The organism is Microbacterium sp. Leaf159, assembly GCF_001423615.1.
In the GTDB taxonomy this organism is placed as follows: domain Bacteria; phylum Actinomycetota; class Actinomycetes; order Actinomycetales; family Microbacteriaceae; genus Microbacterium.
On the sequence record NZ_LMOU01000001.1, the window covers coordinates 985,228 to 1,007,923 of the forward strand.

Genomic DNA, 22,696 nt, shown 5'->3' on the forward strand with positions numbered 1-22,696 from the left:
CGATCCTCTCGGAGCGGGGGTGCTGCGGGGCCCTTCGCCGGCCCGTGGGCCGGCAACTGTCAACAGTTCCGCGCATGACCGGGCTGTGCAGAAGAGACGGTCAGTGCCCCGCCCTGGTCGCCAGCAGCGTGACTCCGTCGATCGACTCGCTCCACGCGGAACCGCTCCGCGCGAACACTCCGCCTTCAGCACCGAGCACCCTCACACCCGCCGGAGCGCGCGACCCCGCGATCGACACGGCCCCCGTCGGAGCGACCTCGGACGTGCCCGGTCCTCCCACGATCTGTGTGAGGACCATCCGGTCATCGGGGTCGGTCAGCAGCCCGAGGCGGTCGGCACCCAGCCAGACGAGCCCGCTGACCCCGCCGTCGAGCTGCGCCAACGGCTCAGCGGGACCGAGCTCGGTCGGCACGCCGGCCTCGTCGCGGACGATCGCGGAGACGACGACCCAGCGCTCACCGCCGATCACGACGACCGCTGCGATGCGCGCGCCGTCTGCGGAAACGCGCACGGCGGAGATCGACGAGGCATCCGGCCATGCGCCCGTGATCGCGTGCGGAGACACGTCGCTGCCGATCGCCTGAAGCGCCGACGGCGCATTGGACGGCACGGACCAGGTGTAGTCGAAGGGGTCCATGGACGGTCGGATCAACGACGCCCTGGCGTCGAGCTCGTTGAAGCCGTCATCGCCGGTCACGTACACGTGCCCGTCGGCGAGCAGAACGGCCGCGTGCGAACCGTCGATCGCGACATCGATCGCGCTGATGGGCTGGGTGGCGCCGAGGATCTCCTCCGACACTCCCGGGATCGGTGTGATCTCGCTGCCGACGAGTGCACCGAACTCACCGTCCTTCAAGATGAGGCTGCCCGCGTCCGCAGGATCTTCGATGACCCTGACGACGCCGGCGTCGAGTGTGCGCCCGTCGACGCTGAATCTGACCTGGTCGACCTGCACCCCTGCGGCATTCAGGGTCGCCTGCAGCTGCGTACGCATGCGAGCGAGGGTCGTCGCATCGAGGCCGAGGGCCGCGCGATTCAATGCGACGTCGGCGACCTGATCGGGACCGATGGGCACGGCGTCACGGGCGAGCTGCACGCCCTGCGGGAAAGCGCTCTGGACCGCAGGGTCGAGCCACGGACTCGGCGCTCCGCCGATCAGGGACTGCGCGATCGTGGTGGCGATCGTGGCGCGGCGCGGGAACCACCTCACGTCGGGCACCAGTCTCTCCCACGTCTGGTCGTAGTACTGCAGCGCGTAGTCGTCGTAGACGCGCGAGAACCGGGATTCGTCGATCACCACACCGTCGGGGGCCTCCGCGATACGCCACTGCCCCTCCTCGAACACGACGACGAAGGCGGAGTTCGACGGCCCGAAGGCCTCGGAGTACGCTCCGGTCGCGTCGACACTCGCGACCTGATCGAACCTGACCCTCACCTCGGCCGAGTCCCCGTCACGGGCGTCGACATCGTCATCGACACTCGAGGTGAAGGAGCGCGTGGCCCCGCTGATGTCTATCGACACCCCGGTGTTCGGGCGCCAGGTCGATGCGAGATCGGGCGTGAGGAACTTGCGTGCGGTGTCCCAGTTGTCGGCCGGAGTGATCGCGGCCTCCATGAACCCCTCGACGATCGCCGCAGGTCCAGCTCCCTCGGCAGGACCGGAGGCGAGCGGGAGGAAGTCCTGGTCTTCCGGTGATGCACCGAGCGCGAGCCCCGGCTGCACATCACCCGTCGTCGGGAGCCCCGAGCACGCCGACAGAAGCAGAGCGGCCGTGGCGATGGCGACCCCGCGCAGCACGCGTCGAGTCCGCGAGATCATTCGAGGCTCCCTCTGTCGAAGAGCTCGGCCGGAAGATCGGCGAGTTGGATCGGCTGCGTGGCGTCACCGATCTCCCCCAGCGAATCCTGGGGCTCGAGGGGAATCGGCGAGGGGCCGTCGGAGGCGTCTCCACGGCGCGGCAGGGTGAGGACGAAGTTCGTGCCGACGCCGAGCTCGGACCATACGCCGAGCGTGCCTCCGTGCAGGGTCGCGTCTCCGAGAGCGATCGAGAGCCCGAGGCCCGTGCCTCCGATCGTGCGTTGACGAGAAGGGTCAGCTCGCCAGAACCGGTCGAACACGCGCTCGGCATCCGCCGGGTCCATACCCAATCCGAAGTCGCGGACTCCCGCAGCCACCGCGTGCTGATTGCTGTCCACCGTCACGACGATGGGACGCCCCTCGCCATGCTCGATCGCATTGCCGATCAGGTTGCGGAGCACTCGCCGTACGCGGCGTGGGTCCATGTCGACCGGAGAGTATCCGCCTGGCGCGACGAGGCGCAGTTCGCTGCCCCGCCCGTCGGCGAGCGGCTGCATCTGCTCGATGATGTCCTCGGCGAGGTGCGCGAGACTCGTCGCCTCGAGTTCGAGCTGCACGGACCCGGCGTCATAGCGGCTGATCTCGAGCAGGTCCGACAGCAGCGTCTCGAAACGCTGCACCTGGGTGTGCAGGAGCTCCGTGGTCCGTGCGGTCGTCGGGTCGAACTCGCCGCGCTGATCGTTCAGCATGTCGGCCGCGAGCCGGATGGTCGTGAGGGGCGTCCTGAGCTCGTGCGACACGTCGGAGACGAACCGCTGCTGCACGAGGGAGAGCTCGCCGAGCTCCTTGATCTGCGACTCGATGCTGTCGGCCATCGCATTGAACGACCGCCCGAGCGTCGCGATCTCGTCTTCGCCGTGCACGTCGATGCGCACGGCGAGATCACCCGAAGCCAGGCGCGCACTGGTCTCGGCGGCCTCGACGATCGGGGTCGAGACGGTGCGCAGCACGACGAAGGAGATCGCCGCGACGATCGCGATGAGGCCGATGCCGGCGATCCACAGCGTGCGCTGCACGAAGGTGAGGGTGTTGTCGGCGTCCGCGAGGTCGTAGGCGAAGTACACCTCGAACGGTCCGGCCTCGGGCACCTGGAGCTGCTGCCCCACGATGACTCCCGGCACGGCCCGACCGTCGACGTCGAGCGACGCGGACTGCCAGGACTGCCAGTCGTCGAACTTGACCACGCGGTTCCGGAGAGCCGGGCTGATGCTGTTGGCGCTCAGGCCGGCGGTGAAGCCGTTCAGAGAGACGGCGGCAGCGTCGCCGTCGACCCGGAATCCGGCGAGACCCTCCGCGGTCGAGTTGCGGCCGAGGTCCTCCTGCACGCTGTCCCACAGCTCCCGCAGCGCTGCGGGGTCATCGCCCAGTGCCGTGGCGTCCAGCGTCGTCTGCGCCTGGTTCACCGAACGCGCCGCGTCTTCGAGCGCCTCGTTCTTGCGCGATTCGAACAGATCGTTCTGGATCACGAGCGCCATGGTCACGCAGGTGATCAGAATCGCGGTCGAGGTCAGGAGCAGCGTGATCGTCAGGGTACGGAACCGCAGGGATCGTCGCCACAGAGCCCGGGTGACGGTGGGCCAACCGCGCCAGTCGCGGATGACAGCGACCGCCGTGGTGGTCGCTGCGGTGGCGGCCATGGTGCTCTTAGCCCGCACTCCCGGCACGGTAGCCGACGCCCCGCACCGTCATGACGATCTTGGGGTTGTCCGGGTCGAGCTCGACCTTCGCGCGGAGACGCTGGACATGCACGTTCACGAGGCGAGTGTCTGCCTTGTAGTGGTAGCCCCAGACCTGCTCGAGCAGCATCTCCCGCGAGAACACCTGCTGCGGCTTCGAAGCGAGCGCGACGAGCAGCTGGAACTCGAGCGGCGTGAGAGCGATGGGGGCCGTGCCCCTTCGCACCTCATGCGCGTCGACGTCGACGGTGAGGTCGCCGACACGCAGTTGCTCTCCCACCGTCTGGGGCGAGGGGCGCAGACGGGTGCGGATACGGGCGACGAGCTCCTTCGGGTTGAAGGGCTTGACGATGTAATCGTCCGCGCCGACCTCGAGGCCGCGGACCACATCGGCCGTGTCGCTGCGGGCGGTGAGCATGATGACGGGGACTCCGGACTCGGCACGGATCCGTGCGCAGATCTCGATTCCGTCCATGCCGGGGAGCATCAGGTCGAGCAGAACGAGATCGGGACGCTGAGTGCGCCACTCCTCGACGGCCCGTGCACCGTCGGCGCAGAACACCGGCTCGAAGCCCTCCGTGCGCAGCACGATGCCGATCATCTCGGCGAGCGCGGTGTCGTCGTCGACCACAAGAATGCGTGAGGTCATAACTGTTACCTTATGGCACTCAGTACCACGACCCCCATGTCTACGCGCCCGAGCGGTGTTGTGACACGATGGGAGCGCACGACGGAGGGAGTGCCGGTGAGCGGCCAGACGTGGACCCCTGCCCCCAAGAAGGGCATCATCCCCCTGCATCCCATGACGTTCGGGATGCTGCTGACCAGGTCGTTCGCGGCGCTGCGTCACAACCCGAAGGTGCTCTTCGGCTTCGGCGTCGTGATCCAGCTCGCGGTCGTGGTACTCAGCGCCACGGTCATGGGCTTCGTGTTCGTCACGACGTTCACACGACTCGAATCGCTGTCTGCCGCCTCGCCGGACTTCGAGGCCGTGTTCGCCGGCACCATCGCGATGAACATCGTGGCCGGTATCGCCGTGGGTCTGGCATCCATCGCCTTCACCGCACTGATGCAGGGAGTCGTCGCCGCCGAGATCGGCTTCGCAGCGATCGGAGTGAAGGCCACCCTCGGCACTCTCTGGCGCAAGATGATCCCGTCGTTCTGGCGGCTGGCGGGCTTCGCCTCACTCTCGATCATCTTCGTCTTCGGCATCATCGTGATCGTCTTCCTCGTGATCGCCGGCTTCATCGCCGGCGGGCTCGGAGGCTCCGCCGAGGCCATCGGCGGGATCGTGATCCTCGTGGTGCTGCTCGTGCTGGCGACCATCCCCCTCGTCGTCTGGCTGACGACGAAGCTGCTCCTCGTTCCCTCGATCCTGGTTCTCGAGAGGGCGAAGTTCCGCGACGCGCTCGTGCGGTCGTGGCGCCTGACGCGTGGCCGGTTCTGGGTCGCTTGGGGTGTCACGTTCCTGATCGGCGCCATCATGGGCGTCGCGATGCAGGTCGTGAACCTGCCCGTCTCGCTGGTCGGCTCGATGCTCGGTTCGGTGATCGCGCCGACGGGGTCAGCGGACACCGCGTCGATCATGGCGTTCGTCTTCGCCCTCCTCGCACCGCAGATCCTGCTTCTCGTGCTGCAGGCGATCACCCTCGTGGTGCAGAGCAGCGCGGGCACCCTCGTGTACCTCGACAGCCGGATGCGCTACGAGGGCCTCGACCAGGCGCTCATCAGCCACGTCGAGCGCCGGGACCTCGGATGGACGGATGAACAGCTCGGCGACCCGTTCATCGTCGACGCGGAGCGGGCCGTGTCGAGCGCTCCGCCGCCGAAGCAGGTTCCCGAGTGGGCGATGATGACGCCGACGGGCTACGAGATGCAGCCGTACCCGGGCCAGCAGTACGGCGGACAGCCGTATCCCGCCCAGCCGTACGGTGCACCGCAGTACCCCGCACCACCGCAGTACCCGGGACAGTACCCCGCAGCGCCGCCGTACCAGGGACAGCCTTACCAGGGACAGCCGTACCAGGGACAGCCGTACCAGGGACAGCCATACCAGGGACAGCCGTCTGCCGCGCCGCAGTACCCCGCTCAGCAGGCTCCTCCCCTCCCGCCCTATGCCCAGCAGCCGGCAGCGACCCAGCCACCGACCGCACCCCAGCCACCTGCCACGTTCACACCGCCGCCGGCGTACTCCCCGCCCGCATCGCCTCCGGCCGAGTCCGCTGACTCGACCTGGGCCGCGCCCGGCACGGGTGGCGAAGGGGCGGCATGATCCGTCCTCTCGACGACGTGCTCATCCCCGACGGGGAAGAGGCACGGAAGTGGGCGGAGCAGGAGCTCGCCGACCCGCGCTACGCCGACGCGAAACCGACCTGGTTCGACAACCTCGCGCGCGACATCGGACGATTCCTCGCGGACCTGTTCAGCTCCGACAACAGCGCGAACGTGGGTCCCTCCGCGCTGATCATCGTGAGCATCATCGTGTTCGGAGCACTCGTCGCGGCGCTCATCATCTGGGGGCGCCCGCGTCGCGCCCAGGCCATCCGGCGCGCACGAGGCGATCTCCTCGGAGCCGACGATGACCGATCCGCGACGCAGCTGCGGGCCGACGCCGATCGCTGCGCGCGCGCAGGCGACTGGGACGAGGCCACGATCCTTCGGTTCCGCGCGCTCGCCAGAGGACTTCTGGAGCGGGATCTCATCGACCCCTCCCCTGGAGCGACCGCGCAGGCGATCGCCCGAGAGGTCTCCGTCGTGTTCCCCGTCGAGACGACGCCCGTCCGCGATGCAGCGGTCTCCTTCGACGACGTGCGCTATCTTCGGCATCCCGCCACCGAATCGAGCTATGCCGAGCTCGCCGCGACCGATGACCGCCTGAGCGCCCTGCGACCGGAGACGGTGATCGCGTGACCGTCGTCGAGCAGCGCGATGCACCGGCATCCACGGCGGAGCGTGCCCCGCGCGGGCGACGCCTGAAGTCTCTTCTCGGGTGGGCGATCGTCGTCGCGCTCGTGCTCGGCGGCGTGTTCGTGGCGACCCAGGTCGCCGTCCGCATGCCCGATCAGCGCGGCTCACTCGATCCTGAGAGCGTCAGCGACTCCGGTGCGATGGCGCTCGCTCAGATCCTCGAGGAGCAGGGTGTCGAGGTCTCGGTCTTCCGCTCCCGCGCCGAGGCACGTGCAGCACTCGACGAGAACACCACTCTCGTGATGGCCAACCCGTACACGCTGTCCGACGACGGCATCACCGAGCTGATCGCCCCCGCCGACAGGGTCGTCTTCCTCTCGAGCAGCACGCACCTCCTGAACCTCCTGCGCATGGGAGACAACGCCCCGGCTGATTCGAGCCCGGTGGAGGCCGACTGCAGCGCGCCTGAGTTCGCCGACGTCGGCACGATCCGGCCAGACCGCATGTTCGCCCCCGCTGACGGCGTCGAAGGATGCTTCGGCACCGACGATGCCTCGGCCGTGCTCGTCGACGAGGACGACGGTGCGACGCGCATCGTCGTCGAAGGCTCACGTCTGTTCAGCAACGCCTACCTCGCGGACGACGGCAACGCCGCACTCGGACTCGCTCTGCTCGGCCAGTCGGACCGCGTCGTCTGGTACATCCCGAGCTTCAGCGACACGGACATCGAAGGCGAGACGCCCGAGAGCCTCGGCTCGCTCACACCGGGCTGGGTGACGCCGGCGATCCTGTTGCTGATGATCGCCGGGCTCGCGGCCGCACTGTGGCGGGGCCAGCGCTTCGGGCCGCTCGTCGCCGAGACGCTTCCCGTGACCGTCCGCGCTTCGGAGACGATGCACGGACGCGCCCGGCTGACGGCGAAGGCGGGTGACGCCGCACACGCCTCTGAAGCCATCCGCGACGGGAGCAGGCGCAGGCTGGCGCGCAGGCTCGGCCTCGCGGTGAACGCGACGGCCGAGGAGATCGCGGATGCCGCCTCAGACCGCCTCCGGATCCCGCGCGGCACTCTGCACGACCTTCTCGCGGGTCCCTCCCCCACCGACGATCCGTCGCTGATCGAACTGGCGCGTCGGCTGCAGGAGCTCGAGAGCGCCGTCGACGACTCCACCACCGTCGAGCGGAGACCGGAATGATCCGCCGACCACCACGCCGAACCGCCGTCCATCCATCCGAACGGAAGCCGAGGACACCACGTGACCGCTGAGAACTTCAACGACGCCGAGCTGCGTCAGGCCATGCACCGCGTACGGACAGAGGTCGACAAGGCCGTCGTCGGTCAGGCGGGCACGGTGACCGGTCTGCTGGTCTCGCTGCTCGCACGAGGGCATGTGCTGCTCGAGGGCGTACCCGGTGTCGCCAAGACCCTCGTCGTCCGCTCGTTCGCTCGCGCACTGGGCCTCGACACGAAGAGGGTGCAGTTCACTCCCGATCTGATGCCGGGAGACGTGACCGGATCGCTCGTCTACGACGCGCGCACGGGCGAGTTCGACTTCCGTGCGGGCCCGGTGTTCACGAACATCCTGCTCGCCGACGAGATCAACCGCACACCCCCGAAGACGCAGGCAGCTCTCCTCGAGGCCATGGAAGAGCGCCAGGTCTCGGCGGACGGAGTGAGCCGGCCGCTCCCCGATCCGTTCCTCGTCGCCGCCACGCAGAACCCGATCGAGCACGAGGGCACGTACTCGCTGCCCGAAGCGCAGCTCGACCGCTTCCTGATGAAGCTGGTCGTCGGCATGCCGGAGCGCGACGCGGAGGTGTCGGTGCTCCGCAAGCACGCCTCGGGCTTCTCGCCCCGCGAGCTCACGGGTGTCGAGGCCACGGTGACCGCGGACGAGATCCGTGCGGCTCAGGCCGCAGCCGCACGCGTGGACGTGACGGACGACGTGCTCGGCTACGTCGTCGATCTCGCCAGAGCCACGAGGCAGTCGCCCTCCGTGGAGCTCGGCGCGAGCCCCCGTGCATCGACCGGCCTGCTCGCCGCTGCGAAAGCCTGGGCCTGGCTCAACGCGTCGTCGGCCGTCACCCCCGACCACGTGCAGACGATGCTTGTACCCGTCTGGCGCCACCGTCTGCAGCTGCGCCCCGATGCCCAGATGGAGGGCGTCTCGGCCGATGCCGTCCTCACCTCGGTCGTGCAGCAGACCAGGGTGCCGATCTAGGTGTTCGTCACCGGCCGTCTCGCCCTCGCCGTCGCCGTCGGCATCGTCCCGCTCGTCCTCGCCGGCCTCGCGGACTATCCGCCGTACGCCGCGCTCGGCATCTGGGTGGGACTCTGCGTTCTCCTGGTCGTGGTCGACGTGCTGACGGCGCCCAGCCCGCGCTCGGTCGTCGTGACCAGGCGCGTGCCGACGCGCACCAGGCTCGGTGAGCTCGTGCCGGTGAGCGTCGCGCTCCAGAACCAGGGCCCTCGCACACTGCATGCGCTGATCCGCGACGCCTGGCAGCCGACGGCGGGGGCCGTCGAGGGCCGTCAGCGTCTCAGCGTTCCATCGGGCGAGCGCCGCCGCGTGTCCATCCCTCTTCTCCCCCGGCGACGCGGAGAGCTGTCAAGCGAGTTCGTGATGATCCGCTCCCGGGGCCCCCTCGGGATCGCCGGCAGGCAGGCACGCCACCGGGTGCGCGGTTCGATCCGCGTGCTTCCCGCCTTCTCGTCGCGCAAGCATCTGCCCTCCCGACTCGCACGCCTGCGTGAGCTCGACGGCAACACCAGCATCCAGGTCCGCGGCCAGGGCACGGAGTTCGACTCGCTCCGCGAGTACGTGCGAGGCGACGACGTCCGCTCGATCGACTGGCGCGCCACCGCTCGCGCCGGCACCACGATGCTTCGCACCTGGCGTCCTGAACGCGACCGTCACGTCGTGATCATCATCGACACCGGCCGCACGGCCGCCGCACGCGTCGGCGATGGCACACGAGTCGACGCCGCACTCGAAGCGTCGCTGCTGCTCGCCGCACTCGCCGCGCGTGCCGGCGATCACGTGCACCTTCTGATGTACGACCGTGTCGTGCGCGCACGCGTCACCGGTGTGGAGGGCACCACTCTCCTCCCCGCGCTCACCGACGCGATGGCCCCTGTGCATGCCCGTCTCGTCGACACCGACTGGCACGGCGCATTCGCTGCGGTGCGCACGCTCACGACGCGCCCTGCGCTGATCGTCGTGCTGACGGCGCAGGATGCAGCGGAGTCCGCCAGAGGGTTCCTCGGAGCCTTCCCCGATGCTTCTCGGGCGACGTCCATCCTCGTGGGGTCGGTGACCGACGACGGCATCGCCGATCTCGCGCGGCAGCGCGGATCACGCGAGGAGATCTATCTCGCAGCCGCCGCGGAGCGGACGATGAGAGACGCCGAGAACGTGGCGGATGCCGTCCGGCGCGCCGGCGGCGAGGCGATCGCCGCCGACCCCGAGACCCTGCCCCCTCGAATCGCCGACAGGTACCTCGAGCTGAAAGCCGCCGGGCGGCTGTGAGCACCCCGATCGGACGCAGGAAGTGACGAAGACCATGAGTGACGCACGCAACGGATCCTCCACGATGACGGTCCGTCTGACCGCCGAGGCGTTCGGCTCGTCCGCACTCGTCCTCGCCATCGTCGGCTCCGCGATGTTCAGCGCACGGTTCGGTGCGGGCACCGACACGAGCGACCAGGGCACCGGGTTCGTCGGCATCGCCCTCGCGGCGGGATTCGCCCTCACCGCCGTGTTCTACGCGTTCGGACCGATCTCCGGTGGTCATTTCAACCCCGCGGTGACCGTCGGCGTCGCCGCTGCCGGCCGGATGCCGTGGCGCGAGGTGCCCGCGTACATCATCGCCCAGTGCATCGGAGGTCTGATCGCATCGACCCTGGTCTTCCTGATCGGCCTCTTCGGTCCGGACGGCTGGCTCGAGGCGCAACGCGTCGAGGGTTTCGCCAGCAACGGGTTCGCCGCCGCCTCACCTGCGGGATTCGGCCTCGGCGCCGCGATCATCGTCGAGGCGCTCTTCGCCGCGGTCCTCGTCCTCGTGATCCTCGGGGTGACGCATCCCGTGCGCGGCACCGCTTTCGGCGGTGTCGTGGCGGGCCTCACTCTCGCCGCGATTCATCTGGTGATCCTGCCCGTAGACTACGCCTCGGTGAACCCCGCCCGATCCATCGCCACCGCCGTCTACGGGAACACGGAATCCCTCACGCAGCTGTGGGTCTTCCTCATCTTCCCGGTCGTCGGTGCCCTGCTGGCAGGGTTCGCGTATCGAGGGCTCTTCGACCTCCCGGACGGGAGCCGCGAGAGCGCTGCGAAAAGCGACAGCTGACCGGCGAAGGAATCGGAAGGGCTCCGGTCAGCCCGCCAGGAGCCTGGGCGTCCCCGCTTCGTACTCGACGAGATCTCCGGTCTGGCCGCGGCGGTACGCTCGTCCGCCGATGACGAGCATGTAGATCAGGAAGGCGGCGAGGGCTGCCACACCGATGCCGATCTTGACGGGCCAGGGCAGTGCCCAGCCCGTGACGAACCCCTCGATCAGCCCGGACACGAACAGCGCGAAGACGAGTCCGATCGCCACGGTCGCGAGCGACCGCCCTTCCGCGGCGAGGGATTCCCCACGGGACCTGTTGCCCGGCGCGACCCACGACCAGAACAGGTGCAGCCCGCCCGCAGCGGCGACGAAGATCGAAGTCATCTCGAGCAGACCGTGCGGAAGGATGTAGAGGATCATGACGTCGACCTGACCGTGCGCTGTCATCACCGCAGCCGACACGCCGAGCCCCATCGCGTTCTGCACCAGCACGTTGATCGGCCAGAGCCCCGTGATGCCGAAGAGCACGCACTGCAGTGCGATCCAGGCGTTGTTCCACCAGACCATCCCCATGAACACCGCAGCGGAGTTCTCGGTGTAGTAGCCGGTGAAGCTCTCGTCTGCATATTGCTCGAGCGCATCCGGGGGCCCGAGGGTCGCGAGCAAAGCGGGATCCGACGAGATCCACGCGGCGGTCCCGACGACGATCGCGATGAACGAGACGGCGATCACCAGAGTCGTCCAGCGCAGCCGGTAGAGAGCGGCAGGCAGCTGCAGAGAGAAGAAGCGTGCCGTCTGGGTGAGGATGCTGTCGGAGGCTCCCGTCAGCCGCAGTCGTGCGCGCACGAGGATCGTCGACAGGTAGGCCCCCTGCGGAGATTCACCGACGGACGTCTTGAGCTCGGCGAGATCGGCGGATGCTGCGCGGTACCTGACGATCATCTCGTCGACTCCCGCTCCGTCGAGCCGGGCGCGGCTCAGCTGCTCCAACCGCTCCCACTCGGCGCGGCGTGCATCTGTCAGCGCATCGGCATCCACCTGATTTACTGTACTCATGTCTGCCCCGCTCGATGCATCCGACGAGGTGCTCTCCGGTGAAGCCGTGGCGATCGACGTCCAGCCGATCGGCTTCGTGCTGCGAGCGGCCGGCGCGATCATCGATCTCCTGGTCGGATTCGCCGTCTTCCTCCTGACGCTCTTCCTGCGGCTGTGGCTGCTGGACCTCGGCATCCTCGACGAGGCGACCGACACGATCGCCGCCATCGCGTCGATCGTGGTCAGTTTCGTCGTGCTGCCGATCACGATGGAGGTCGCGCTCAAGGGCCGAAGCCTCGGCAAGCTCGCGGTCGGCGGGCGCATCGTGCGCATCGACGGAGGCGCGACGGGATTCCGCCATGCCTTCATCCGCGCCCTCCTCGGGGTTCTCGAGATCTACATGACGCTCGGCAGCGTCGCGGTGCTCGCCGGCGCGTTCAGCGCCCGTTCTCAGCGCCTCGGAGACATGGTCGCGGGCACCTACAGTCAGCGCGTACGCGCACCGAAGCTCATCCCCTCCGTCCCCGTCCTCCCGCCGATGCTCGTCGGCTGGGCCCAGATCGCGGACGTCGCTCGCCTGCCCGATCGTCTCGCCCGCCGCATCTCCCAGTTCCTGCAGAGCGCACCGCGGATGGTGCCGGCCGCTCGTGCGCGGGTCGCGCAGGACCTGCTCACCGAGGCCTCCCCCTTCGTGTCGCCGCTGCCCGCGGCAGCGCCGGAGGTCGTTCTGGTCGGGATCACGGTCCTCCGGCGCGAACGCGAGCGCCGGGCTCTGCAGAACGCCGACCGTCGCGCGGAGAAGCTCACCGGACGGCGCGTCGGGATCTGACGTCTCTCCGCTTCGCGATCCTGTCCCGTCAGAACCGGATCGCGTCGATGACCTTCACTCGCAGCGCGACGAGCGCGGGGATGAATCCGGAGACCGCGCCCACGATGATGGACGCCGCGAGACCGACGAACGCAGCCCGCATCGGGAAGGGCGGGATGTCCTGGATGCCGTAGAACAGCGAGGTCACCACCCACTCCGAGCGCAGCACGGCGACGACGATCGCGATACCGACGAGGCCGGCGACGGTGGTCGCGACGAGGCTCTCGAGGAAGACCGAGAAGAAGACGCGACCGGATGTCGCCCCGAACGCACGGCGGACCCCGATCTCACGCACCCGCTGACGCATCGCGACCAGCTGGATGTTGATCAGGCTCAGAGCGCCCAGCGCGAGAATGACCGCTGCGATGCCGCCCGTGACCATCTCGAACGTCGCCTGCGCGTCCAGGGCTCCCGGCTGCGCCGCCCAATCGGAGCGGCTGACCGATACTGTCTGTCCCTCGGGCAACCCCGCCCGCAGATCCATCGCGAGCACGGGGGCGATCCCATCGACTTCGGTCTGCCCGAGCCACACCTCGTACTGCGGCCAGGCTCCTTCCGGAAGGGCATCGACCCGAGCTCGATACGCGTCGTAGAGGATGTCGACACGAAGCTCCTCGTCGCCGAAACCCTGTCGGGGCACGACGCCGACCACCTGATAGGTGCCGCCCGCCGCTCCGGAGAGAGTGAGGGTCGGGTGCTGTGCCACCGGTACCCGACCGATCCGGTCCCACAGCGCTTCAGTGATCACGACCGGTGGCGCGAGGGCTTCGACATCCGCGTCTCGTAGCCACCGACCTTCGAGCAGCTGCTCACGGTGGATCTGCGAGTACAGCGGATCGATCAGGCGCGCGTTGACATCGACGATGCCGTCCGGCAACTGCACGGGGACGGTCATGCCCTGCGCGATCCGCGCGGTGTGACTGAATCCGAAGCGTTCCGAGACCCGTGCGAACCGCTCGTCGAAGGCGTCGACGTCGACCGGCATGCCGTCGGCCGTGCTGACACCGACGACGAGCGTCGCCGCCCGCCCGCCCCACCGATCCGACTGCTCCGCCTGGAACTGCCTCTGGTACTCCGAGAGCGCGACGACACCCGTGAGCGCCGCCACTGAGACAGCGATGCCGATCAGACTGAGCAGCACCCGCAGCTTGTGCACCCGGATCTCCGCCCATGCGTCGGAGAGGGCGCCGAGCATCCCGGTCATGAGGCCGCCTCCCGGCGCGTCGCCGGCGCCGGTGCCGTTGCCACCGGCGCGAGATTCGAGGGCACCGACGCCGCCAGTGTCGACGCCTCGAAGGCGCGGCTGAGGTCGGCCGTCTCGAGCACGCCGGCATCGAGACGATAGTGTCTGCGCGCACGAGCGGCGACGTGCAGGTCGTGGGTGATCGTCACGAGCGCCGCGTCCGTCTCGGTCGCGACCTCGTCGAGAAGCGACATGACGGTGGCTCCCGTGTCGATGTCCAGAGCGCCGGTCGGCTCGTCGGCGAGGATCAGCACCGGGCGACGCACGAGCGCCCTGGCGATCGCCACTCGCTGCTGCTCGCCGCCGGAGAGCCGGTCGGCGATCTGCTCGATGCGGTGGCCGAGGCCGACCCGCTCCAGCATGTCGGCTGCGATCTGTCGTCGGTTCCAGAAGAGCCGCCCCTTGGCGTGGCCGAGCGGCATCATGACGTTGTCGAGCGCGGTGCGCCCGGGGAGCAGGTTGAACTGCTGGAACACGAAACCGACATTGTCGCCGCGCAGGCGATCCAGTCGCCCCGACCGCATGCGCCGCACCTCACGCCCTTCGAACGCGACCGTGCCGCTGGTGGGGGTGTCGAGCATCCCGAGGATGTTCAGAAGGGTCGACTTGCCGGAACCGGAGCGGCCGACGATGGAGACGTGATCGCCGGCGCTCACGTCGAGCGTGATCCCCCGGAGGATCTCCAGCTCCGAGTCGTCGGGCAGCCTCACACTCTTGGTCACGTCGGCCAGAGCGACGAGCGTCACCAGCTCGTCCCACTGTCGCACTGCTCGACGCCCGGTGCGACCTCGTAGCAGAACTCCTCCACCGGAGCGACGAAGCCGGGGACGAACTGCCTGATCGACTCGCCCTCTTCGAGCCCCGAGACGACCTCGACCATGGTGCCGTCGTTCACTCCGAGAGTCACCGGTCGCTCCGCTGGTTCGCTTCCGTCACCCGCATCCACCCAGACATTCCCGGTGCCCGCACCGCCCTGCACCGCAGTGACCGGCACGACCAGTGCGTCGTCGACCTGCCCGAGCGCGAGGTCCATCGTCGCGGGCAGCCCTGCGAACACGACCTGATCGGCCGGCACCGCGCAGCGCACACTCGCGGTGCCCTCCGTGCTCACCTGCACGCGCACCCCGGTGCAGGTGAACGGCGCCGGTCCCCCGGTGATGCTCACGGAGGCCTCGGCGGGCGCGTTCACCAGTCGGTACAGCTGCGCGGGTTCCACCGTCGCCAGCAGGTGGTACCTCGCAGGGGTGAGGGTGTAGCTCTCTGTCCCCGCCGAGGTGACCTGGCCCTTCACGAGGGCGATCTCCGACACATCCCCCGCTTCGGCGGCGACGACGTCGATGTCCTTCTTCGGTTCGTCCTGCCTGATCGTGAAGAGCTTCTGGCCGGCGGCGACGGATGCCCCCTCTGCGACGTGGACTGCGACGACGGTTCCGTTGATCTCGTTGCGCACAGGGAACGAATCGTCTCGCGCGACGTTGCCGCTCAGGGTGAGCGCGTTCACGACGGAGCCGCGTTCGACCGGGATGACCGGATCGCTGATCGACGACTCCGGGCTGACCATCGCCTCGGTGCGGTCGGGGAAGAACGCGATCTTCACGAGTGCCGCCGCGCATGCTCCGAACACGAGCACGAGAAGAAGGGGGAAGATCCAGCGTCGCCAGACGATCACGGCTGCCTTTCCGGCCGCGCCGCCCTGGCGCATCCGCGGTCAGCGTAGCCGGGATGCCGGAGGGACCCGGGCCCGGCCGGCGGCGTGTCTCAGCCGCCGTTCCGGTCTGATCGGATCAGGCGCGCAGGGCCTCGTGCCGAACCACGAGCCAGCCGGCGGGGACCGACAGCCGATCCGCGTGCTGGGCGCAGAGATCGTGCGCGTGCGGATGGTTCGCCATGCCGAGCGGACCCAGCGCCGCCATCTGATCGCCGTAGTCGTAGGTGAGCGTCGCCACGGCTTCACGCGCGCAGCCGACCTTCGAGCAGAGTCTTGCGTCCATTCCCGCCAGGTTACGGGCCGCTGCCGACGACGGACGTATGCCGCGCCGCCTGCGGCCGCAGACTCGGCCTAGACTTTCGCTATGCCTCGTCGTCCCCGCGCCTCCGCCGTTCCGCGCCGTGGTGCTCGGCACGGGCGACATGGTCGTCTCGGGCGCAGCGAGGTCGTGCGTCCTCCGCTGGCACCGCTCGACGGTCGCATCGACCGGTTCGACCTCACCGTGGGCACGGCAGTGGAATTCCTCCGAGGCACCTGGCCGGAACTGCAGGAGGTCCGGTTCGAGATCGGCGCGATGCCTGCGTTCGAGGCGACGGATGAGGTTCCTCGCTGGCACCTCGACCATGAGAAGCAGCGCATCGTGCTCTTCCGACTGCCGATCGAGCGGCTGCTCCCCCCTGGGCACGACGACGGCGCCCACCGACGGATGGCCATCGAGAGCGCGGTCTTCCGTGCCGCGGCGGAATACGTCGGACGCGAGCCCTGGGACCTCGGCGGCCACGACCACTGAGGCCGGAGAGCCTCGGCCGCACCGTATGCGTCAGGGATAGACGGTGATGCTCTGCTGGGCTCCCGCCGAGGGCCATACCGGCCAGACGGCGAGCGCCCCGGTGGCCGTCATCGCGACGGACGCGTGTACGGGACCCGAGGTCGACAGAGAGTACACCGTGCGCTCCGTCACCGGCACCGTCGCGGACGACTCCGCGGGGACCGTCACCTCGATGGGCTCCCCGCCGTCGACGGGGGTGAGCTGCACGGTGGAATCCGAGTCCTCGCTGTTCACGAGAACGACCTCGGGCGACGGACCGGCCGGGATCGACACATAGACGTCGTCCTCGACCTCCGGCGCAGGAAGGACCCAGGCGAAGTCGGTCTGCGGCCCCGCCCCGTCCTGCTGCCGCACCGCGGCCAGCACGGGGGCAGAGGACTCGATCCGCGCCGTGTACTCTCCAGGCGCGAGCGTCGAGAGCGAGAGCTCGGTCGGAACGTCGGCCGTGAGCGGCACTTCGAGTTCCGCAGCGGTCGCGGAGGAACCGAGCTTGCTCAGGGTCACGACCGCCTCGGCATCGACGTCCGGCGAGAGCAGCCGCACGACCGCCATGTCGGAGTTGTCGCCCTCGTTCTCGAACACCTGGATCCCCGGAAGAACGGGATTGCGCTGCGGTGCAGCCACAGCATCCTGCAGGTCGGCACCCGCCGGGTCGAGCGTCCGCGTGAGCGACGACTGCAGCGCTGCGCGCACCGGCGAACCGGTGGCGGTCACCTTGACGACCGGATAGTCGGACCCGACCGCGATCGAGGTCAGCGGAAGGGCGATCTGAGATTCGGCCGGAACGATCACGGTGCTCGACGCACGGACCGACCCGTACAGGCCGAGAGTCACTGTCGAGGGCACGACGCCGGGATTGGTGAGGACGATGAGATCCTCCGTCCCGGTGGCGACGGTGCCGCCGACGAGCCACGACTCGAGGCCGGCGGGTCGACAGGGAGCGGCGGCGAGACCGAAGAGGTCGTCCTCTGCGAGCGAGAACGACTCGGTCGCGCCGAGCAGCGGCGCTTCTCGGCCTTCGACCGCTCCGACCAGGCGCAGGGCTGTGCCGCCGTCAGCGAGGTCCTTCGCCGGCAGTGGACTCGACTCCGGACGCCCGGATGACCCCTGAGCGGTCAGGCGCGGCTCCGCCGCAGAGACCATCTCGAGCGACTTCGAGGGGTTGCGCCCGATCGCGCGGAAGTCGCCGTTGCAGACGAGCACCGTGTCGCCGGGAAGAGGCGTGACGTCGGCCTGTGCGGGCTCATGCGTGACGGTGGGCCACGGCGCGGTCACCGCGACCACGGCCCCGATGACGCACGCCGCGGCGACGACCGCGCCGGTCAGGACTCGAGCGCCGGTGGCGGCCACCCGGAATGCACGGTTGGTGCTCATGGTCGCGCCTCCTCGTCGTGGTGGGGTCCTTCGTCGGGGGCGCCCTCTGGGCCCTCTGCCGCGGGCTCCGCAGCCGACACGTCCGCGGCGGACTCTCCGTCGACAGCGTCCGGGGACTCTGCGCCGGCAGGTTCGCCAGTGGCCGAGTCGACGGCATCCGCCTGTTCATCCGGTTCGGCGGGAGTCTCCGGCACGGTGTCCGGGACCTCCGACGACATGTGGTCGTCGCGGTCCTCCGGGTGCCTGGGCAGCACGAGGGGCTCCTCCGCCGCTCGCCCGACGATGCGCGACTTGGCGCGGGCCGCGCGTCGAGACGCACGTGTCGGCACCGAAAGCAGGAGCGCGGCGAACACGAGCACCAGCTGGAGCGTGATCACCAGACGCGCAGTCGCCTCCTGGCCGGCAGAGAGCGAAGCGCGGGGCGATGCCTCCGCTTCGAGCCGATAGAGGACGCCGCGATCCGTGGTCCCCGCCTGGACGAAGCCCGCACGCTGATCGAGCGACGTCACAGCCACCGTGCGCAGCGTGCGCGCGCGGTCCGACTCGTCGTCGGACACCTTCGCCAGGAGCACGTAGGAGATGCCCTGCTCCCCGAGTTCCGCCGCGGCGTCGAAGTCGCGCGCCGAGAGCAGGTCGACCGCGAGGGTCGTGAGGTCGGTGCCTCGCTGCTCGGTCGCCGTCGACAGGATCGTCGTCTGCGCGCTCAGCGTCTCGCTCCCGCCCCACGCCACCTCGGTCGCGAGCCCGCCGTCGTTCTGCGGCGTGAGCACCAGCGTGCCTACGGGCCGATCCGCGCCCGCCTGTGCGGCGACGTACGCCGGCAGCGTCGAGGCGGGACCGTCGCGGAGCGCCGAGGGCGAGGGATCCGAGTGGAATGCGGAGAGCGACGGGACGGCGCAGACCGCGATCGCGAGACCCGCGACGGCGGCACTCAGAACGCGAACGCGCGGGATCGTGAGCGCGGTGTCGAGTGTCACGAGCGCAGCCCCGGTCACGCCGATCCACGCGAGGCTCAGCCCGGTTCCCGGCCAGATCGCGACCGGCACTCCCTGCGCGAAGGAGACGGTGACGCCCACGGCGAGGAACGCCGTGGCGAGCCCTGCGAGGGCGACCACGAGAAGCGTGATTCCGGCGCGCCAGCGAGGCGCGACGGCCGAGACGAGAGCCAGCAGAGCGAGTGGTGCGAGCAGCAGCGCAGCCCAGGGCGCCAGCTCCAGTCCGAGCCACGATGCCCAGCCCGCCATACCTCCTGAGGGGAAGCCTGTGGCCAGCGCGAGCCGACCGGCGGCATCGGCTGTCGCCTGCGGACCGGCCCAGATGGACCCGGGGTCGGCGAGGACGGCGATGAGGCTGCCGTGACGCAGCTGCCAGAGCACGAGGGGTGCGAAGAGGGCGATGGCGGGCACCGGAACCCAGAGAAGGCGGATCGCTCCGCGGATGCGCGCACCGGCGAGCGTGATGCCGAGCGCGACGACCCAGAGCAGCAGGAGCGCGGGCGCGAGCGAGGGGGCGCACGCGGTCACGGCGGCGAACAGGATCGATGCCGCCCCGGCCGCGCCCCACGAGCGATGCGCGACGACCGCAGCGTGGAAGAGCCATGGGAGGAGCAGGTGCACCAGCACGCCCGTGGGGCGACCGTCTACCAGGGCGGTGAGGAAGGTAGGGGCCAGTGCCCACACGATTCCGGCGAAGATGCGGAGGCCCGCGCGGTCTGTCACTCTGGTGGCGGCGAACCATCCGCCGAGCACGGCGAGCGGCAGCGCGAGAACCCAGAGCAGTACGAGAGAGAAAGAGGGGGCTCCCGGCCACAGGGAGCCGAGAACGGCGATCACCGCGGCGAAGGGATCGGCAGGACCGACCACCCCGACGCCGAGCCCACGCAGCCCCCAGGCGGCGTCGCTCCACAGTGCTTCGACGGTCGCACGCAACGGCAGGAGCGCCCCGCCGCCCAATACGGGCCACGCGAGGACGGTGGTGAACGTGGCGATGCTCACGACGAGCGCTGCCAGCACGGCCCAGGCACCGCCGCCCGAGAAGAACCGGAGCTCGCTGACGGCTCCGCCTTCGCTGCCGTGCCCGTCGTCGAGGCGCCGGCGCAGATCAGAGCTGCTCACGCGGAGCGGCGCGATGCTCGACCAGCTGGAGGTGCGGAACGCGCGGATGCTGCCGCGTGAGCGGGCGATCGCCGCGAAACGGAACATCGCGGTCACGGCGGCGCCCCATTCCGGGGCCACCGCCTCCGGGCGCTTGCCGACGAGGTGCGTCACCGATCGCCAGAGCGCGAGCGGGAGGAGCGTGAGCCAATGCAGCGGCACGGCGACCGCGGGTGCGTAGGCGAGGCGACGATGCAGCTGGGCGAGCCTCGTCGCGAACGCGCGCTTGCTGCGACCGTGCGGCAGAGCACCGGGGCCGTCCGGCGAGACCGATACCCGAGCCGAGGGCGCGAGCACCACACGTCCGCCGCCGAGTCGCGCGCGAACGCCGAGATCCAGCCCCAGGTCTGCTCCGGGAAGCGCGGGGTCGGGGCGGAGGGCGTCGCGCACCTCGCCGCGGATCAGCATCCCTCGGATGTCCGCTCCGAGCGCGTCGTCGGAGCCGTCGTGCTGTCCCTGGTCGAGTTCGCCCGCGGCCAGTTCGACCGTGCGCCCGAGAGTCGTCATACTCACGCCCAACGAGACGATCTCGCGATCGTTGTCGGTCTGCACGAGCTTGGGGGCCACGATCGCGGCCGACGGGGAGCGCTCGAGGGTTCCCACGAGTCTTTCGAGTGCGCGCTCATGGGGTGCCGTGTCCTGACCGAGCAGCCAGACCGCATTTCCCTCGGAGACGCGGGGGCGGGCGAGATCGACCGCATCGGCGAACGACGTGCCGCTGCGCGCCTGGATGATCCCCTCGACCGCTGCCGCCACGGTCTCGCTCTCACGTGCCGATGCGGCATCACCGCACATCACAAGCGTGATCGCCGCCGGCGGAGTGCTCTGGGATCGCAGAGCGTCCAGTGTGCGGAGCAGTTGCGCACGGGCGGAGGAACCGGGGCGCGCGACGATGATTGCATGAACTCGGGCTGGCATGACCTGGTCAGCCTATGCGCGCCGCGGTATTCCGCAGACCAGCTGCCCCGGCGTGGCCGCGAAGCGATGAGCGAAGCATGCATCGCGTCGGAGACGGCAACGGCGCCGCACCTCGACCGTGGTCATGATGCGGCGCCGATGAAGATCGTCAGCTTGCGCGGCGCTTGAGCTTGCGGCGCTCGCGCTCCGACAGACCACCCCAGATTCCGAATCGCTCGTCGTTGTTGAGCGCGTACTCGAGGCATTCGCCACGGACATCGCACGTGGTGCAGATGCGCTTGGCGTCGCGGGTCGAGCCGCCCTTCTCGGGGAAGAACGCCTCGGGATCGGTCTGCGAGCAGAGCGCGTCGCTCTGCCATGCGAGAGCATTGTCGTCGTCGGCCTCGGCCTTCCGGACCCCGGGAACACCGAGGTTGATCGGATCGACGAACCAGTTCTCCGGTACGTCTGAACGGTAACCCGTCATCTCGCTCTCCAACCCCTAAATTCCGCCCCCTCGGCGGGCCGTGCTCAACTAATTACACCCGTGTCATTCCCATCGGTCAAGTCGCGGATCGTAAACCCTCAATCAGGTCTTGAAGGTTCTTGAGCTTCGTGCGGCGTGTCGCGCCGATGTCCGAGGCTCAGCCGGCAGCGCCGGATTCGCCCGGAGATGCGATGAACGCCTCCCCCTGCCCTGAGAGGGTCAGCCGCTCCTCATCGGGCGTCGCGAAAGCTGCCGCGCCGACCGGGATGGCCACCGCGTCGCCGCTCGCGCCGCGGACTTCGACGCGACCGGCCGTGACGAGCACCATGGTCGGCCCGCTGACATCGACCGACACCGCCTCGCCGTTCAGAGTGACGCGGCTCAGTGCGAAGTCCGTCACGGGCACCGCGTATTCGGTGATCGCCCCGATCTGGGCCGGGTGGAGCACCGGCACCTCTCCGGTGGTCGTGTCGAGGATCGAGAGCAGTTCGGGCACATCGATGCGCTTCGGAGTGAGTCCGCCGCGCAGCACGTTGTCGCTCGCGGCCATGATCTCGACACCGAGGCCCGAGATGTAGGCGTGCAGAAGGCCCGCGCGGAGGAAGACCCCCTCGCCACGCTGGAGCACCACGTGATTCATGAGCAGAGCGACGACGACACCGGGGTCGCCCTGGTACGCATCCGCGATCTCAGCCACGGCCCGCAGCGTGGTGGCCCACTCCCCCGATCCGGCGTCGGCCGCGGCGCGCACCGAGGCGATGACGTCGTCGACCACGGCCTGCGCGTCACCGGACAACAGCCAGCCGATCGTGTCACGGAGCGCGTCTCCGTCGGCGCCCAGTCGAGAGGACAGCTCGGCGACGCCCTTGCCCCCGCCCAGTGCGGACAGCAGGCGTCGGGTATCGGTGAGAGGACGGAGTCCGCTCAAGGACTCGAAACGCTCGCTCAGCGCGACGATCAACTCGGGCTTGTGGTTGTCGTCGCGATAGTTGCGGGTCGGGTCGTCCGCTCCAAGCTCGGCCTCTCGCGCCCATCCGGCCTTGGCCTGCTCGATTGTCGGGTGCACCTGGATCGACAGCGGAGAGGCCGCGGCCAGCAGCTTGAGCAGGTAGGGCAGCGATCCACCTGTGACGGCGTCGAGTGTCCCGCCGCCCCGCACGTCGGCCGGATCCCCCGGGTGGTCTCCGAACCAGACCTCGGCCTCAGGGCCGCCTGCGGGAACGCGACCTTCGAGGTCGGCGAGGAGCGTCGGCGACCCCCAGGCGTAGTCGCGGGGCACGTTGGAGAGACTGAGCAGCATGCCACCAGAGTATTGGCACCGGAACCCGCCGT

The 22,696-nt window shown here is 69.5% G+C and carries 20 protein-coding genes; 8 read left to right on the forward strand and 12 right to left on the reverse strand.

Features of this window, described 5'->3' with window-relative positions:
• Positions 1 to 100: 100 nt before the first annotated feature.
• From ASF80_RS04820 to mtrA, 3 genes are read right to left on the reverse strand one after another with little or no spacing between them, the layout of a single operon-like run.
• Positions 101 to 1,819: an LpqB family beta-propeller domain-containing protein gene (locus ASF80_RS04820; protein ID WP_056308454.1), complete on the reverse strand. Its 1,719-nt coding sequence runs from the start codon at positions 1,817 to 1,819 to the stop codon at positions 101 to 103.
• Positions 1,816 to 3,495, reverse strand: coding sequence for an MtrAB system histidine kinase MtrB (gene mtrB / locus ASF80_RS04825; RefSeq protein ID WP_056308456.1), 1,680 nt, complete (start codon positions 3,493 to 3,495; stop codon positions 1,816 to 1,818). Before mtrB ends, ASF80_RS04820 begins: the two co-directional genes overlap by 4 nt.
• A 7-nt stretch (positions 3,496 to 3,502) precedes the next feature.
• Entirely contained in the window at positions 3,503 to 4,183 is a 681-nt protein-coding gene (gene mtrA, locus ASF80_RS04830; protein WP_056308458.1) for an MtrAB system response regulator MtrA, read from the reverse strand.
• A gap of 96 nt (positions 4,184 to 4,279) precedes the next feature.
• On the opposite strand from mtrA, the gene ASF80_RS19535 reads away from it, so the two are divergent.
• The 6 genes from ASF80_RS19535 to ASF80_RS04860 all read left to right on the forward strand — a co-directional run bounded on the left by ASF80_RS19535 (position 4,280) and on the right by ASF80_RS04860 (position 10,788).
• Entirely contained in the window at positions 4,280 to 5,806 is a 1,527-nt protein-coding gene (locus ASF80_RS19535) for a hypothetical protein (protein WP_056311776.1), read from the forward strand.
• Positions 5,803 to 6,444, forward strand: coding sequence for a DUF4129 domain-containing protein (locus ASF80_RS04840; protein ID WP_056308460.1), 642 nt, complete (start codon positions 5,803 to 5,805; stop codon positions 6,442 to 6,444). Before ASF80_RS19535 ends, ASF80_RS04840 begins: the two co-directional genes overlap by 4 nt.
• A complete protein-coding gene (locus tag ASF80_RS04845; RefSeq protein ID WP_056308461.1) occupies positions 6,441 to 7,634 on the forward strand; it encodes a DUF4350 domain-containing protein in 1,194 nt (397 codons plus the stop codon). The genes ASF80_RS04840 and ASF80_RS04845 overlap by 4 nt, the downstream gene beginning before the upstream one ends.
• Before the next feature lie 102 nt (positions 7,635 to 7,736).
• Positions 7,737 to 8,660, forward strand: coding sequence for an AAA family ATPase (locus ASF80_RS04850; RefSeq protein WP_235559985.1), 924 nt, complete (start codon positions 7,737 to 7,739; stop codon positions 8,658 to 8,660).
• Entirely contained in the window at positions 8,661 to 9,968 is a 1,308-nt protein-coding gene (locus ASF80_RS04855) for a DUF58 domain-containing protein (RefSeq protein WP_056308465.1), read from the forward strand.
• A 34-nt stretch (positions 9,969 to 10,002) separates the two neighbouring features.
• Positions 10,003 to 10,788: an aquaporin gene (locus tag ASF80_RS04860; protein WP_056311779.1), complete on the forward strand. Its 786-nt coding sequence runs from the start codon at positions 10,003 to 10,005 to the stop codon at positions 10,786 to 10,788.
• A gap of 27 nt (positions 10,789 to 10,815) precedes the next feature.
• Here ASF80_RS04860 and ASF80_RS04865 read toward each other — a convergent pair whose 3' ends face one another.
• Positions 10,816 to 11,808 (reverse strand): stage II sporulation protein M, encoded by a 993-nt coding sequence (locus ASF80_RS04865; protein ID WP_056308468.1) that lies wholly within the window; start codon positions 11,806 to 11,808, stop codon positions 10,816 to 10,818.
• A 16-nt stretch (positions 11,809 to 11,824) separates the two neighbouring features.
• Here ASF80_RS04865 and ASF80_RS04870 point away from each other — a divergent pair, with 16 nt between their 5' ends.
• Complete coding sequence (locus ASF80_RS04870) at positions 11,825 to 12,634, forward strand: RDD family protein (protein ID WP_056308470.1); 810 nt, start codon at positions 11,825 to 11,827, stop codon at positions 12,632 to 12,634.
• 28 nt (positions 12,635 to 12,662) lie between these two features.
• Here ASF80_RS04870 and ASF80_RS04875 read toward each other — a convergent pair whose 3' ends face one another.
• The 4 genes from ASF80_RS04875 to ASF80_RS04890 form a co-directional block, all read right to left on the reverse strand.
• On the reverse strand, positions 12,663 to 13,877 hold the full coding sequence (locus ASF80_RS04875; protein ID WP_056308473.1) for an ABC transporter permease: 1,215 nt from the start codon (positions 13,875 to 13,877) through the stop codon (positions 12,663 to 12,665).
• Complete coding sequence (locus ASF80_RS04880) at positions 13,874 to 14,662, reverse strand: ABC transporter ATP-binding protein (protein WP_056311781.1); 789 nt, start codon at positions 14,660 to 14,662, stop codon at positions 13,874 to 13,876. Before ASF80_RS04880 ends, ASF80_RS04875 begins: the two co-directional genes overlap by 4 nt.
• Positions 14,659 to 15,618, reverse strand: coding sequence for an efflux RND transporter periplasmic adaptor subunit (locus tag ASF80_RS04885; RefSeq protein ID WP_235559883.1), 960 nt, complete (start codon positions 15,616 to 15,618; stop codon positions 14,659 to 14,661). Before ASF80_RS04885 ends, ASF80_RS04880 begins: the two co-directional genes overlap by 4 nt.
• 82 nt (positions 15,619 to 15,700) lie before the next feature.
• Positions 15,701 to 15,907: a DUF3499 family protein gene (locus ASF80_RS04890; protein ID WP_056308474.1), complete on the reverse strand. Its 207-nt coding sequence runs from the start codon at positions 15,905 to 15,907 to the stop codon at positions 15,701 to 15,703.
• Between the two features lie 165 nt (positions 15,908 to 16,072).
• Between ASF80_RS04890 and ASF80_RS04895 the strand changes: the two genes are divergently transcribed.
• Positions 16,073 to 16,414, forward strand: coding sequence for a metallopeptidase family protein (locus ASF80_RS04895; protein WP_056308476.1), 342 nt, complete (start codon positions 16,073 to 16,075; stop codon positions 16,412 to 16,414).
• 30 nt (positions 16,415 to 16,444) lie between these two features.
• Here the strand turns inward: ASF80_RS04895 and ASF80_RS04900 are convergent, their stop codons facing one another.
• From ASF80_RS04900 to manA, 4 genes are all read right to left on the reverse strand, one after another.
• Positions 16,445 to 17,827: a DUF5719 family protein gene (locus ASF80_RS04900; RefSeq protein WP_056308478.1), complete on the reverse strand. Its 1,383-nt coding sequence runs from the start codon at positions 17,825 to 17,827 to the stop codon at positions 16,445 to 16,447.
• On the reverse strand, positions 17,824 to 20,898 hold the full coding sequence (locus ASF80_RS04905) for a glycosyltransferase (protein WP_082488185.1): 3,075 nt from the start codon (positions 20,896 to 20,898) through the stop codon (positions 17,824 to 17,826). The genes ASF80_RS04900 and ASF80_RS04905 overlap by 4 nt, the downstream gene beginning before the upstream one ends.
• A 148-nt stretch (positions 20,899 to 21,046) precedes the next feature.
• Positions 21,047 to 21,364, reverse strand: coding sequence for a WhiB family transcriptional regulator (locus ASF80_RS04910; protein WP_082488186.1), 318 nt, complete (start codon positions 21,362 to 21,364; stop codon positions 21,047 to 21,049).
• A gap of 157 nt (positions 21,365 to 21,521) precedes the next feature.
• The gene (manA, locus tag ASF80_RS04915) at positions 21,522 to 22,664 is read right to left on the reverse strand and encodes a mannose-6-phosphate isomerase, class I (RefSeq protein ID WP_056308480.1); all 1,143 of its coding nucleotides are present in this window, start codon (positions 22,662 to 22,664) and stop codon (positions 21,522 to 21,524) included.
• Between the last annotated feature and the right edge of the window lie 32 nt (positions 22,665 to 22,696).

What these genes read in the sequence shown, in the direction of transcription:
- mtrA (WP_056308458.1), bottom strand. Translation starts at nt 4,183, where the DNA reads ATGACCTCACGCATTCTTGTGGTCGACGACGACACCGCGCTCGCCGAG.
- ASF80_RS04840 (WP_056308460.1), top strand. Translation starts at nt 5,803, where the DNA reads ATGATCCGTCCTCTCGACGACGTGCTCATCCCCGACGGGGAAGAGGCA.
- ASF80_RS04875 (WP_056308473.1), bottom strand. Translation starts at nt 13,877, where the DNA reads ATGACCGGGATGCTCGGCGCCCTCTCCGACGCATGGGCGGAGATCCGG.
- ASF80_RS04870 (WP_056308470.1), top strand. Translation starts at nt 11,825, where the DNA reads ATGTCTGCCCCGCTCGATGCATCCGACGAGGTGCTCTCCGGTGAAGCC.
- ASF80_RS04900 (WP_056308478.1), bottom strand. Translation starts at nt 17,827, where the DNA reads ATGAGCACCAACCGTGCATTCCGGGTGGCCGCCACCGGCGCTCGAGTC.
- ASF80_RS04885 (WP_235559883.1), bottom strand. Translation starts at nt 15,618, where the DNA reads ATGCGCCAGGGCGGCGCGGCCGGAAAGGCAGCCGTGATCGTCTGGCGA.
- ASF80_RS04890 (WP_056308474.1), bottom strand. Translation starts at nt 15,907, where the DNA reads ATGGACGCAAGACTCTGCTCGAAGGTCGGCTGCGCGCGTGAAGCCGTG.
- ASF80_RS04905 (WP_082488185.1), bottom strand. Translation starts at nt 20,898, where the DNA reads ATGCCAGCCCGAGTTCATGCAATCATCGTCGCGCGCCCCGGTTCCTCC.
- ASF80_RS04860 (WP_056311779.1), top strand. Translation starts at nt 10,003, where the DNA reads ATGAGTGACGCACGCAACGGATCCTCCACGATGACGGTCCGTCTGACC.
- ASF80_RS04910 (WP_082488186.1), bottom strand. Translation starts at nt 21,364, where the DNA reads ATGACGGGTTACCGTTCAGACGTACCGGAGAACTGGTTCGTCGATCCG.
- ASF80_RS04850 (WP_235559985.1), top strand. Translation starts at nt 7,737, where the DNA reads ATGCACCGCGTACGGACAGAGGTCGACAAGGCCGTCGTCGGTCAGGCG.
- ASF80_RS04820 (WP_056308454.1), bottom strand. Translation starts at nt 1,819, where the DNA reads ATGATCTCGCGGACTCGACGCGTGCTGCGCGGGGTCGCCATCGCCACG.
- mtrB (WP_056308456.1), bottom strand. Translation starts at nt 3,495, where the DNA reads ATGGCCGCCACCGCAGCGACCACCACGGCGGTCGCTGTCATCCGCGAC.
- manA (WP_056308480.1), bottom strand. Translation starts at nt 22,664, where the DNA reads ATGCTGCTCAGTCTCTCCAACGTGCCCCGCGACTACGCCTGGGGGTCG.